Raw genomic sequence first — 13,229 nt, forward strand, 5'->3', positions numbered from 1 at the left:
AAAGAGGAAGCATCATGGACCGATTCCCGCGTCCCAATGAGACTATCGTGCAGCGTGCCAATACGGGCCTTCAGACCTTTATGGCGCAAGTTTACGGCTGGATGACCTGCGGTCTACTTTTAACCGCCTTTATCGCGTGGTACGCGGCGAATACCCCGGCGGTGATGGAGTTTGTCTTCTCCAGTAAAATCACTTTCTTTGGTCTGATCATCGTTCAACTGGGGCTGGTTTTTGTGCTCTCCGGCATGGTGCACAAGCTGAGCGCTGGCGTGGCGACGTCGCTGTTTATGCTTTACTCGGCGCTGACCGGGTTGACCATGGCGAGCATTTTCCTGGTTTATACCTATTCGTCCATCGCCAGCACATTTGTGGTGGCGGGCGGGATGTTTGGTGCCATGAGCCTCTATGGCTATACCACCAAACGTGACCTGAGCGGCTTCGGCAACATGTTGTTTATGGCGCTGATCGGAATTGTACTGGCTTCGCTGGTTAATTTCTGGCTAAAAAGCGATGCGCTCATGTGGGCCATCACCTACATCGGCGTGGTGGTGTTTGTGGGCCTGACCGCATACGACACGCAGAAACTGAAAAACATCGGCGAGCAAATTGATACCCGTGACGCGCAAATGCTGCGTAAGTACTCGATTCTGGGTGCCCTGACGCTGTACCTGGACTTCATCAACCTGTTCCTGATGCTGCTGCGTATCTTCGGTAACCGCCGCTAATCTACGCATTCCCTCTCCTTCGGGGGAGGGAGTTTTTCCCTCTGTTTTGCTTTTCCTCTCGCGACTTTTACCTGCCTGAACGGAAATATATTGCAATATCTGTCACAAAAAGGGGGCGTATTGAGGAAATTTCCGTACACTTGCGTACTCTGATTAACAGGAAGAAATACTCCAGGAGATAAAGCATGAAGTGGCAACAACGTGTAAGAGTGAGAACCGGACTGGGTTGCTGGCAGATTATGCTGCATCTTGCGGTGGTCGCTGCGCTGCTCGTTGGCTGGAAAACCGCGACCCTGATCCCCGTGGGCGTAGGGCTGTGCCTGCTTTATGTCGCCACCGTGGTGCTGATGTTTATCTTCCAGCGTTTTCACACCGGCTTGCTGCGCGATATCGGTGATTTTCTTGAAGAGCTGACTACTACATGGTATTTCGGTAACGCAATGATTGCGCTGTGGCTGCTGTCGCGCGTGGTACAGAGTCACCTTCTTTTGGCGCTCGCCGGCCTGGCAATGCTCGCCGGGCCAGCTATCTTCTCTCTGCTCGCGAAAGACAAATCACGCAATCTTACGCCTAAACATCCAGTACGCCGCTGAACCCGTTGTGGCCGCAATCACCAGCAGCGGCCACAAACTCTGCCAGACAATCCCAAAGCTCGCATCCTTCAGGTAAATCTGCTTGGTGATATCGGTAAAATGACGAATCGGGTTTATCCACGTCAAATCCTGCAGCCACACCGGCATGTTTTCCACCGGTGAGACATAGCCGGAGAGCAGGATCGCCGGCATCATAAAGACAAACACGCCAATAAACGCCTGCTGCTGGGTTGAGCAGAGGGCGGAAATCAGCAGCCCGAACCCCACCAGAGACAGCCCGTAGATAATCATCGTGAAGTAAAACAGCAGCAGCGAGCCGGAGAAGGGGATGTGGTAGCCCCAAATTCCTACCGCCAGCACAATGGTGGCCTGCACCAACGCGACAATCTGCGCGGGAACCGCTTTGCCAATAAAAATTTGCCAGGTGGCCAGGGGAGAAACCAACAGCTGATCGAGTGTGCCTTGCTCGCGTTCCCGGGCCACGGAGAGGGACGTTACAATCATTACGCCGATGGTGGTAATCATCGCAATCAGCGACGGCACCACAAACCATTTGTAATCGAGGTTAGGGTTATACCAGTTGCGAATAGTCAGTTCACTGTTGTTGGGTTTGGGCAGGCCGGTCATCAGCTCTTGCTGATAGTTATTGACGATTTGCTGGAGGTAATTCGCGGCAATCTGCGCGCTATTTGAGTTACGCCCGTCGAGCAGAATCTGCAGCTTCGCCGGATTCTGACTGGCAATATCGCGCGAAAAATTTGCCGGGAAGCGAATCAGCAGCAGCGCTTTTTGGTTGTCTATCGTCGGCTGTATTTCCTGCGGGCTTTTCAGCAGCAGCACGTGGCTGAAGGCGCTGGCACGGGCAAAGCGCTGGGTCAGCTCAATCGAATGGTTACCGTTGTCTTCGTTATAGATAGCGATGGTGGCATTGGTGACCTCAAGCGTGGCGGCAAACGGGAACAAAAGCACCTGCAGCAGCACCGGCAAAATCAGGATGGCGCGGGTCTGCGGCTCGCGTAGCAGCGACTGCAGCTCTTTGCGAATCAACGTCCATAAACGATAAAACATGCTTTCTCCCTTAATCGAGCCGACGTTTGGTTTTCAGCGCCGTCAGGCCGATAAACATCACCGCCGAGGCAATCAAAAACAGCGTGTTGACGATCAACACCGAGGTGATATTCCCCGCCAGGAACAGGCTTTGCAGGGTGCTGACGAAGTAGCGCGCCGGGATGACGTAGGTCACCGCCCGGATAATCGCCGGCATACTGTCTATCTGGAAAATAAAGCCGGACAGCATGATGGACGGTAAAAATGCGGCGTTCAGCGCGACCTGCGCGGCGTTAAACTGGTTGCGTGTAATGGTGGAGATCAGTAGCCCCATGCCCAGCGTGCTGAGTAAAAACAGGCTGGTGATCAGAAACAGCAGTATCAGCGAGCCGCGCCACGGTACGCCTAGAATAAACACCGTCACCAGCATACAAAGCAGCATGGCTAACATCCCCAAAACATAATAGGGCACCAGCTTACAGAGCAGCAGTTCGGTCTTCGTCACCTGCGTGGAAAGCAGAGCCTCCATGGTGCCGCGTTCCCATTCCCGGGCCACGACCAGAGAGGTCAGGATAGCGCCAATGACCGTCATGATGATGGTCACCGCGCCGGGAATGATAAAGTGCTGGCTGATGGCGGCGGGGTTGAACCAATAGCGCAGCTGCACGTCGATTAGGGGCTCAAAGTGCTCTCCGAGATCTTCCGCCCGCTGTTGCTGCCAAAGCTGCCAGATCCCCTGGATATAGCCCTGAACAAAGTTAGCCGTATTGGGCTCGCTGCCGTCGGTGATCACCTGAATCGGGGCAGTTGCGCCGGGGCGGGCCATGTTCTGAGCAAAGTCGGGAGGAATCGTCACCATGCCGCGAATTCTCCCGGCCTGCATGAGCTGAATCAGCTGCTCGCGGTTATCGCTGATGGTGGGCTCAATAAACGGCGAGGCGCTGATGGCGTGGGTGAAATCCAGTGCATCTTCGCTCTGCTGCTCGATCAGCACGCCGACGTGGAGGCGGCTGGAATCGAGATTAATGCCGTAGCCGAAGATAAACAGCAGCAGAAGCGGGATAACCACGGCAATTAACCAACTGCTGGGGTCGCGTACGATTTGCCGGGTTTCTTTCACGCACAGGGCGCGGACGCGGCGCCACGATATCCTTTGGCTATGTTCGCTCATCGCTGTGCTCCTTATCCCACTCGTGAATCAGCCCGATAAACGCCTGCTCCATGGTGGGGTCGGGCGTGTCGTCATCCGCTATCTGCTGTTTTAGGTCGTCCGGTGTGCCGCTGGCAATCAGCTTGCCTCGGTAGACCAGCCCGATGCGGTCGCAGTATTCGGCCTCATCCATAAAGTGAGTGGTCACCATCACCGTCACGCCTTTCTCTACCATGCTGTTGATATGCAGCCAGAACTCGCGGCGGGTAATGGGATCCACGCCGGATGTCGGTTCATCGAGAAACAGAATATCCGGTTCGTGCATCAGCGAGCAGGCAAGCGCCAGCCGCTGCTTAAAACCCAGAGGCAGAGAATCTGTCGTGCTATTGGCGATAGGCTGCAGCGCAAATGCCTCGCTCATGCGGGCAATTTTGTCCTGCTGAGCGCGCCCGCGAAGGCCATAAACACCGGAGAAGAAACGGAGATTTTGTGCCACCGTCAGGTTGCCGTAGAGGGAGAATTTTTGCGCCATGTAGCCCAGGTGCTGGCGTGCTTTGCCGGAGCTGGTTTTCAAATCCATGTCCAGCACCAGTGCTTTGCCCGAAGTGGGGACTAACAAACCACACATCATCTTGAAGGTGGTGGACTTGCCGGCGCCGTTAGGGCCAAGCAGCCCGAAGATTTCACCGCGCTTAACGGCAAAGTTAACGTGGTCGGTAGCGGCAAAGTCGCCGAACTTTTTGGTTAACTCTTCGGCCTGAATCACCGTCTCGCCTGACTCGCCGTCAACGGTATGAAGAATATCGCCCAGTGGCGATTCGTTCGCGGCTGCGCCACCCAGTAAATCAATAAACGCGTCTTCAAATCGCGGGTCAGTTTCTTTCAGGCTGGACTCGGGCACGCTCAGGGCATTTGCCAGATCGTTCACTTTCGCCTCTTTGGCAAGGATCAGCCGCACAGAGCGCCCCTGAATCACGCCGTCGCTGACCTGCGGCAGCTTCAGCGCGCGCTGAAGTAGCTGGCGATTATTCTCCTGCTCGTGGCTGACCAGCAGTGAACGCCCGGCCATCTTCTGTGTCAGCGCTTTCGGCGCACCGTGATAAAGCAGCTCGCCCTCGTTCATCAGCAGGATTTCTCGGCACTGCTCGGCCTCATCGAGATACGATGTGCTCCAGAGGATCAGCATGCCTTCGCCCGCCAGCTCGTGCACCATTTGCCACAGTTCACGCCGGGATATGGGGTCTACGCCTACGCCAGGTTCATCCAGCAAAAGGACTTTCGGCTGGCCGACGAGCGTACAGGCGAGACCAAGCTTTTGCTTCATCCCGCCTGAGAGTTTGCCCGCCAGCCGCTCGGTAAACGGCCCGAGAGAGGTGAATTCCAGCAGTCGGGCAAAGGTGCTTTTACGCTGCTCCCCGGTCACGCCTCGCAGGTCGGCATAAAGCGTCAGGTTCTCCATTACCGTCAAATCTTCGTACAGGCCAAATTTCTGCGGCATGTAGCCCAGTTCAGCGTGCAAAGCGCGATCGTCTTTAATCGGGTCGAGGCCGATCACCGAGGCGGCGCCTTCGCTTGGCTGCAGCAATCCAGCCAGCATCCTCATTAGCGTAGTTTTCCCCGCGCCGTCCGGGCCGACCAGGCCGGTGACTGCCCCAGCATGAATTTCGCAATCCAGGCTGGCGACGGCCGGTTTTTCAAGGCCAGGGAAACGCTTCACCAACCCCTGCAGATGAATGACCGCGTCATTGCTGCTCATGCTGAGTTCCACCGTTGAATTTCACCGTAACGGGCATGCCCTGACGCAGCGCGTCATCTGCATCGGTCACGATAATGCGTAAGCGGTAGACTAAATCCGTGCGCAAATCGGGAGTTTCAACCGTTTTTGGAGTGAACTCGGCCGTTGGAGACACAAATCCCACTTTGCCGTGGTATGGCTTGTCCGGGCGGCCATCGGTGTAAATCAGCAGTTCGCTGCCGGGTTTGGCCTGCCCGAGGTTGGTTTCGTCGATATAGGCGCGAACCCACACCGGGCGCGTGAGGGACAGGGTGAGTACCGTGCTGCCTGCGTTAAGCATGCTGCCGGGTTCAACGGCACGGGTCAGCAACGTGCCGTCAGAAGGTGCAATCAGAGTGGTATCCTGCAGATCTAGCTGCGACTGAGCCAGCTGTGCTTTGGCTTGCTGAAGGCTGGCCTGCGCCTGAGCGATTTCCTGCGGGCGGTTGCCGCTGCGGTACTGACTGAGCTTATCCTTGGCCGCTTTCAGCGTGGCTTTTGCCTGGTCGCTGGACGAGCGGGCGTTGGCTAAATCATTCGCCGAGATGGTTTTGGTCGCCCACAATCCCTGTTGGCGCTGGTAGAAGTTTTGCGCGTAATCGTAGGCTGCCTGCGCCTGGTTAACCTGCGCTGCAGCCTGGGCTATTTCTTCGTTGCGGTAGCCCGCAATAATCAAATCGTACTTAGCCTGGGCGGCCGCAACGTTGGCTTCAGCCTGGCGCAAAGCGTTTTCATACGGTGCTTTATCTATCAGCCCCAGCGGTTCACCGGTTTTGATTGCATCGCCTTCATCTACCTCAAGCGCCGCGAGTCGCCCTCCCACGCGGAAGCTAAGGTTAACGGTGCGGATATCCACGTTGCCGTAAAGCGTTAGCTCGCTGTTTTGCTGGCTCTGATACCATTTCCAGCCGCCAAACGCCGCGGCCACGAGCACTAGAATCACAATGACGGCAATCACCGGCTTCTTATTGTTCATCACTAGCTTTTCCTCTGTTTACGGATAATCCCTGCAGGATGAAATCAACGTGGCTCAGCACCACGCGGCTTATTTGCTGCACTTTGGCCTGGTCAAACTGAGGCCAGCCGGTGCGCAACAGAATCGTTTCTCGCCCAAGCCGGAAGGCCAGCACCTGGCCTAGCAGCGTGTGGGTATGCAAAATAGTGTCGGTATCAAAAGGATCTCGTCCGGTGTACTGCGCCACCAGCGTGGTCAGCAGAGTGTGCATCGGGTCGATAACCTGCTGGTGAATAAGCTGATAAGCGGCGGTCGGGGAAAGCTGTTCGCGGGAGATAAATTTGCTCAGGTTGAGCGTGTCGTCGGCGGTCAGCAGGGCGATCATTTGCCCGAGCGCGGTATGAATAAGATGCCGTATTTTCTCTTTGTCCGGTTCGGGCTGACACAGAAGGGCTTCTGCGTGGGCAACATGCTCGTGAAATTTACCGCTGATGAAATCGGCAATCCACTGAGCGGAAGCCATATACAGCGCTTCTTTGGAGCCAAAGTAGTAGGTGATCGCGGCAATATTTTGCCCAGCCTGGGCGGCGATATCTCGCGTGGTGGCGTGCATGCCATATTCAGCGAATTGCGCGATGGCAGCGGTGATGAGCGTATTTTTAGCCTGCTCTCCGCGGCTGGTGACCGGCGTCGGCGAAGGTGTCATACCGACCTCTTAAAATGTTAATCAATCGATTGATTAAGAGTAAGCAAAGTTATCAACCCTGTCCAGTACAAGGCTTTATTCTGCTTGCGGAGAGGAAAATGAGAATTTATGCGGAAGATCACAAAAACTGCTACACTGCACGCGAACGGCGCCGTGGTTTGCGCCTCCTCTCTTCGCCAGCTTAGCGCTGGCGCGTGATGTTCCCCCTGGAAACTACACCGCACAATGCGGTCAGGGCGGTTCTGGAGTTCCTATGTCTTTTGATTCTCTCGGCCTGAATGCCGATATTTTGCGTGCGGTGGAAGAGCAGGGCTATCGTGAGCCTACCCCAATTCAGCGCCAGGCAATCCCGGTAGTCTTATCAGGCCGTGACCTGATGGCCAGTGCCCAAACCGGCACCGGCAAAACCGCAGGCTTTACCCTGCCGCTGTTACAGCGTCTGACCGACAGCGCGCCTCACCTGAAGGGCCGTCGCCCGGTGCGTGCGCTGATCCTCACCCCAACCCGCGAACTGGCGGCGCAGATTGGTGAGAACGTCCGCGACTACAGCAAATATTTAAATATCCGCTCGCTGGTTGTCTTCGGCGGCGTGAGCATTAACCCGCAGATGATGAAGCTGCGCGGCGGCGTGGATGTGTTGGTGGCAACCCCAGGCCGTCTGCTGGATCTTGAGCATCAGAATGCGGTGAAACTCGATCAGATCGAGATTCTGGTGCTGGACGAAGCCGACCGCATGCTGGATATGGGCTTCATTCATGACATTCGTCGCGTGCTGGCTAAACTGCCTGCACGCCGCCAGAACCTGCTGTTCTCCGCGACCTTCTCCGACGACATTAAAGCGCTGGCTGAGAAGCTGCTGCACAACCCGGAAGAAGTGGAAGTGGCTCGCCGCAACACGGCGTCTGAGCAGGTCACGCAGCACGTTCACTTTGTGGACAAAAAGCGCAAGCGGGAACTGCTGTCGCAGATGATTGGCGAAGGTAACTGGCAGCAAGTGCTGGTGTTCACCCGCACCAAACACGGTGCTAACCATCTGGCAGAGCAGCTGCAAAAAGACGGTATCACCGCGGCGGCAATCCACGGTAACAAGAGCCAGGGCGCTCGTACACGCGCGCTGGCGGACTTCAAAAGCGGCGGTATTCGTGTGCTGGTGGCGACCGATATCGCGGCTCGCGGTCTGGACATTGAAGAACTGCCGCACGTTGTTAACTATGAGTTGCCGAACGTACCGGAAGACTACGTGCACCGTATTGGCCGTACCGGTCGTGCGGCAGCCACCGGTGAAGCACTTTCTCTGGTGTGCGTGGACGAGCATAAGCTGCTGCGCGACATTGAGCGTCTGCTGAAGCGCGAGATCCCACGTATCGCATTGCCAGGTTTTGATGTTGATCCGTCCATTCCGGCCGAGCCAATCGTCAACGGTCGTCAGCAGCGTGGCGGCGGTGGTCGTGGCGGCCAGGGCGGTCGCGGTGGTCAAAGCCAGGGCCAGGGCCAGCGTCGCAGTGGCAACGGCGGAAACGCAAATGCTTCCGGTGAGCGTAACAACGGCCCGCGTCGCAGCGGTAAACCGCAGGGCGAAGGTGCTGCGAAGCCGGCAGGGGATAATACCCGTCGCCGTCGCCCACCGCGTAAACCAGCGGCAGCGCAGTAAGTTTCATACCCTCACCCTCTCCCTTAAAGGGAGAGGGGATTAAAGACCCCCGCATTTCTTCTGCTTCTTTGACGGTGGGAACTGGCGGAATCCCAGTTTTTTCCCCTCTCCCCTCTGGGAAGAGAGTCGGGGTGAGGGGATAACTCCACACATATTATCGGATGCGTCATGCGTGTTCTTCTTGCCCCGATGGAAGGCGTTCTCGACTCTTTAGTTCGCGAACTTCTTACCGAGGTTAACGACTACGATCTCTGTATCACCGAATTTCTTCGCGTGGTCGATCAGCTGTTGCCGGTTAAATCTTTCCTCAAACTTTGCCCCGAACTCGATCATGCCAGCCGCACGCCATCCGGTACGCTGGTTCGCGTCCAGCTTCTTGGGCAATACCCGCAGTGGCTGGCTGAGAACGCTGCTCGAGCGGTCGAACTCGGCTCCTGGGGCGTGGACTTAAACTGCGGCTGCCCGTCAAAGCTGGTTAACGGCAGCGGCGGCGGGGCGACTTTGCTCAAAGATCCCGAGCTCATTTACCGCGGCGCGAAAGCCATGCGTGAGGCTGTGCCAGCGTATTTGCCGGTCACGGTAAAAATTCGCCTCGGCTGGGACAGCGGTGCGCGTCAGTTTGAAATTGCTGATGCCGTGCAGCAGGCGGGGGCGACAGAGCTGGTGGTTCACGGACGTACTAAAGAAGACGGCTACAAAGCCGAGCTGATCAACTGGGGTGCCATCGGTGAGATTCGTCAGCGGCTGTCGATCCCGGTCATCGCTAACGGCGAAATCTGGGACTGGCAAAGCGCACAGGATTGCCTTGCGGCGACGGGATGTGATTCGGTGATGATTGGGCGCGGGGCGCTGAATGTGCCAAACCTGAGCCGGGTTATCAAATACAACGAAGCGCGAATGCCGTGGGCCGAGGTTGTAACGCTGTTGCAAAAATACAGTCGTCTCGAAAAGCAGGGTGATACCGGGCTGTATCACGTGGCAAGGATTAAGCAGTGGCTTGGTTATTTGCGTAAAGAATACGCCGAAGCAACGGAGCTGTTTACCCTCATTCGTACGTTAAAAACGTCCGGTGAAATCGCCAATGTTATTGGCGCGTTAAAATAATCTCTTTTAGATAACCCGTTAATTGAACTTTTAATTGGCGGGCATTTTTCTAAATTAATTTATCTTCTTTCATTGTTTCCTGAATAGAGTTCACAAAATTTCATTTTTATTTTATTTAGTGCTGGAGCTGGTTTCAGCATGATGCCATTATAGCCCCATAAATTACACCAAGGATTGCTACTGTTTAACAGGCAAAACCTAAATTCATTCTCCGCGTGTCGGGAAATGAATTTAGGTTTTTTTTTGCTTTTTTTTTTATTAAAACAAGGGACGTTTATCATGTACTCACGCACAAAAATAACCGGTGGCATGATGCTGCTGTTTGCCTTGGGAGGTATGTCCGATGCGTTGGCAAGCTATGCTCACTATGACGGTGGCCTGCTGACGAACAGCCATCTCGATGCCACCTTAAAAAATGTCTGGATGTTGAATACCACCGATGCAATGGCGGACCAGGGGATTGGCGATCAGAACGCCTGGGCTCAGGCGGTGCATCTGGACTGGCAAAGCGGCTGGCTGTGGGACAGCGTGGGCATTGATGCTTCATGGTATGGCGTAGCGAAGCTGTACGCCAACGATGCCTTCTACGGTAGAGACTTGTTGCGCGATAAAAACGGCAAAGCGCAAGGCTTCAATAAGCTTGGGCAACTGTACGCCAAAGCGCGATGGGGCGACGCTGAGCGGCATCTCTCTCTTTGGGCTGGCTGGCGTCAACTCTATAAATTCGGCGCGTTAAACGTCACCCGCAGCCGTGCCGCCCCCAGTACCTGGGAAGGCGTTAGCGCCGAGTTTGCGTGGGGCAACTTTGGCGCAAAGGCCGCCGTTGTGAACCGCTTTTCTGAGCGCGATGAGCCGGAAAAACGCCGCTTTCGCACCCTAAAAACTAACAAGCAAATTGACTACATTGCGACCAGTGAACTGAGCTGGTCTCCTGGAAAAGGTAGTAAAATCAGCTACATTGCTGCCGAGAGCGATAGCTATCTTCTCCGCCACGGGCTTGAAGCGAATGCCGTGGTGCCGCTTAGTAAAGATTTCAATCTCCTGGCGCGAAGCACTTACTACTATGCTCGGGGCCTCAGCGACTGGGAGGGGGCTCGAGGGTTCAGCCGCAGCGCACAACATCTTTTTGCCCTTGTCGGCTATCAATACGGGCGAGCGGAATCTGGCCTCGGTTGGTCGCACACCCGAGCGCCGCTGGATAACGGTTTAGGTCATTTTTATTGGCACTTTGGTAAAAACACCCGGGGTGCCTTTAATAGCAAAGCCGATGGCGAGGGCAACGACTACATCAACGACGGCGAACAAATGCTGTATTTATACAGCCAGTATAAAATCTTGCCTGAATTATTAGTGGGCATCTACGGAAATTACGGTTTTGGCATGCAATACAATGGTGTTGATTTAAAAGAGTGGGAGTATGGGGGGTATTTTCTCTGGCATAGCCCACAGGTTAAAGGTCTGAACATATTCGCCGGGTTTGGACCGAGCTATAGCTGGAAATTAACCTCTGCCAAAATGCCTTCTCTCGATGAGAACAACCATAGCTTCCGTCGCGCCAAAGGTGTGGGCGGAACCGTGCGCGTTGAATATCGGTTCAATTTATTCTGATGACGTTATAAATAAGGAGTGAACATGAAAAAGAACATTATCGCCGGGCTGGTGCTTACGTTAATGGCGGGCTCTGCCTTTGCCGCCGAGCGCCCAATGCGCATTTTGCTGGTCAATGACGATGGCTGTCAGTCCGTTGGCACAACCTCACTGCAGGAAAAGTTGGCGGCGAAAGGATATGACGTCTGGATGGTAGCACCGTCCACCAATCAAAGCGGTATTGGCTCGGCCATTACCTTTAAACCGAATAAAATATTCGACGTTAAAAAGGTGGCCGACAAGCGCTACTGCTTCCCAGGCACCCCCGCCGACGCCCTTGACTTCGGCGTGCTGGGCGTGATGAAAGATACGCCGCCGGACCTGGTTATCTCCGGCGTGAACGACGGTCCCAATACCGGCGTTGCGCAGCTGAACTCTGGCACCATCGGTGCCGCAGCCCGCGCGGTTCGGTATGGTTATCCATCTATTGCCGCCAGTATTGGCTATATTCTCAACGAGCAGGAGATGAAGGCCGGGTGGCCAAGTACGCATAAATTCTGGCCGGACTCAGTCGACTACGTGGTTGGCCTTGTGGATACGCTCGCGAAAACCTGGCAACCGGGTCAGCCGCTGCTACCCGCCGGTTCGGGGTTAAGCATTAACTATCCGCCGTTAGAAAAGAAGGCCATTAAGGGCATGAAATTTGTTGAAAATGAGCAAAATCCGGTGCCTCAGCACTACTACAAACTGTTGCCTGACGGTAAAGCGCAGCAAATCATGAGTGAGAAAGTGCTGACGCCGGTGGACGCTGATACCGATACCGGCTGGCTAAACCGTGGATATATTACCTGGACCGTCTTTGACGGAGAGTGGAATGCGCCGCAGTTTGACGAACAGTATCGCAAACTGTTTGCAGCAGAAACCGCGGCTAACTAGTCAGGCAGTGTCGCGATCGCTATCACGGTTTTCGCCCTACGAGCTTGAGCGATATATCCTCCGTGATAGAGTGCATATGTTGGATTGTTACTGCGCTTAGCAGGCAAAACCTGATCATCTGGCTCTGCCAGAGGTCAGGTTTTTTTGTTTCTGGGGTAACCATGGAAATCGCCAAGATACTGAACAATAACGTAGTGGTTATTCTCGACGAGCACCAGCGCGAACAGGTGGTGATGGGGAAGGGGCTCGGCTTCCAAAAAAAGCCAGGAGATAACCTCGATCGCAGCCAAATAGAAAAAGTGTTTGCCCTGCAAAGCGATGAGCTAGTGGCGAGATTAAGCGAGCTGCTGAACCAGATCCCGCTGGAGGTGATGACCGCCTGCGATCGTATTATTCAACTGGCGCGGGAACGCCTCGGTAAGCTGCAGGAAAGCCTCTATATTTCGCTGACGGATCACTGCCACTTCGCGATTGAGCGGCAGAAAAAAGGCATGGCAATACGCAACGTGCTGTTGTGGGAAATCAAGCGGTTATACCCAAAAGAGTTCGCTTTGGGGCTGGAGGCGATTGGTATCATTCACCGACGCCTCGATGTACTGCTTGCTGAAGATGAAGCGGGGTTCATCGCGCTGCATCTGGTGACAGCACAGCTTGAAGGGGAAATGCCTGAGGTCATGGATATCACCCGCGTGATGCAGGAGATCCTGCATATCGTGAAGTACCAGCTGCAAATTGAATACCAGACCGAGAGTCTGAGCTACCAGCGCTTTGTCACGCATTTGAAGTTTTTTGCTCAAAGAATGCTGAACCGCACCACCGTGGCGGATGATGATGAAGCTCTGCATGCGGCGGTGAAAGATAACTATCCGCTGGCGTGGCGCTGTGCAGAGAAACTTCAGCGGCATCTGGCCAAAAGCTACCAGCGCGAGCTGACCAACGAAGAAATTATGTTCCTCGCTATCCATATTGAGCGAGTGCGCAAAGAGAGCCGCAAGGCTTAA

At 54.9% G+C, this 13,229-nt stretch carries 12 protein-coding genes; 7 read left to right on the forward strand and 5 right to left on the reverse strand.

Annotation, left to right across the window (positions count from 1 at the left end):
• Positions 1 to 14: 14 nt before the first annotated feature.
• Together ACR6JA_RS20990 and ACR6JA_RS20995 are read left to right on the forward strand one after the other, a co-directional pair.
• Positions 15 to 725, forward strand: a complete 711-nt coding sequence (locus ACR6JA_RS20990) for a Bax inhibitor-1/YccA family protein (protein ID WP_008456273.1) — start codon at positions 15 to 17, stop codon at positions 723 to 725.
• 185 nt (positions 726 to 910) lie between these two features.
• Positions 911 to 1,318 carry a YbhQ family protein gene (locus ACR6JA_RS20995; RefSeq protein ID WP_008456275.1) on the forward strand — a complete coding sequence of 136 codons (408 nt, stop codon included), beginning with the start codon at positions 911 to 913 and terminating at the stop codon, positions 1,316 to 1,318.
• Here the strand turns inward: ACR6JA_RS20995 and ACR6JA_RS21000 are convergent.
• Genes ACR6JA_RS21000 through cecR form a run of 5 tightly spaced genes read right to left on the reverse strand, consistent with a single transcriptional unit; the run spans position 1,280 to position 6,950 of the window.
• The gene (locus ACR6JA_RS21000) at positions 1,280 to 2,386 is read right to left on the reverse strand and encodes an ABC transporter permease (RefSeq protein WP_166875710.1); all 1,107 of its coding nucleotides are present in this window, start codon (positions 2,384 to 2,386) and stop codon (positions 1,280 to 1,282) included. The genes ACR6JA_RS20995 and ACR6JA_RS21000 overlap by 39 nt on opposite strands.
• A gap of 10 nt (positions 2,387 to 2,396) precedes the next feature.
• The gene (locus ACR6JA_RS21005; RefSeq protein WP_494494357.1) at positions 2,397 to 3,536 is read right to left on the reverse strand and encodes an ABC transporter permease; all 1,140 of its coding nucleotides are present in this window, start codon (positions 3,534 to 3,536) and stop codon (positions 2,397 to 2,399) included.
• Entirely contained in the window at positions 3,523 to 5,271 is a 1,749-nt protein-coding gene (locus ACR6JA_RS21010) for an ATP-binding cassette domain-containing protein (RefSeq protein WP_494494358.1), read from the reverse strand. The genes ACR6JA_RS21005 and ACR6JA_RS21010 overlap by 14 nt, the downstream gene beginning before the upstream one ends.
• Positions 5,258 to 6,265 (reverse strand): secretion protein HlyD, encoded by a 1,008-nt coding sequence (gene hlyD / locus ACR6JA_RS21015; RefSeq protein WP_213716700.1) that lies wholly within the window; start codon positions 6,263 to 6,265, stop codon positions 5,258 to 5,260. Before hlyD ends, ACR6JA_RS21010 begins: the two co-directional genes overlap by 14 nt.
• Positions 6,255 to 6,950 (reverse strand): transcriptional regulator CecR, encoded by a 696-nt coding sequence (gene cecR / locus ACR6JA_RS21020; protein ID WP_494494359.1) that lies wholly within the window; start codon positions 6,948 to 6,950, stop codon positions 6,255 to 6,257. Before cecR ends, hlyD begins: the two co-directional genes overlap by 11 nt.
• A 253-nt stretch (positions 6,951 to 7,203) precedes the next feature.
• Here cecR and rhlE point away from each other — a divergent pair, with 253 nt between their 5' ends.
• From rhlE to licT, 5 genes are all read left to right on the forward strand, one after another.
• Complete coding sequence (gene rhlE / locus ACR6JA_RS21025; RefSeq protein ID WP_166995359.1) at positions 7,204 to 8,601, forward strand: ATP-dependent RNA helicase RhlE; 1,398 nt, start codon at positions 7,204 to 7,206, stop codon at positions 8,599 to 8,601.
• 168 nt (positions 8,602 to 8,769) lie between these two features.
• Positions 8,770 to 9,705 (forward strand): tRNA dihydrouridine(16) synthase DusC, encoded by a 936-nt coding sequence (gene dusC / locus ACR6JA_RS21030; protein WP_494494360.1) that lies wholly within the window; start codon positions 8,770 to 8,772, stop codon positions 9,703 to 9,705.
• A 279-nt stretch (positions 9,706 to 9,984) separates the two neighbouring features.
• Complete coding sequence (locus ACR6JA_RS21035) at positions 9,985 to 11,313, forward strand: OprD family outer membrane porin (RefSeq protein WP_494494361.1); 1,329 nt, start codon at positions 9,985 to 9,987, stop codon at positions 11,311 to 11,313.
• A 24-nt stretch (positions 11,314 to 11,337) separates the two neighbouring features.
• A complete protein-coding gene (surE, locus tag ACR6JA_RS21040) occupies positions 11,338 to 12,228 on the forward strand; it encodes a 5'/3'-nucleotidase SurE (RefSeq protein WP_494494362.1) in 891 nt (296 codons plus the stop codon).
• Between the two features lie 161 nt (positions 12,229 to 12,389).
• The gene (gene licT, locus ACR6JA_RS21045) at positions 12,390 to 13,229 is read left to right on the forward strand and encodes a BglG family transcription antiterminator LicT (RefSeq protein WP_494494363.1); all 840 of its coding nucleotides are present in this window, start codon (positions 12,390 to 12,392) and stop codon (positions 13,227 to 13,229) included.

The organism is Cedecea sp. B1(4), assembly GCF_059414925.1.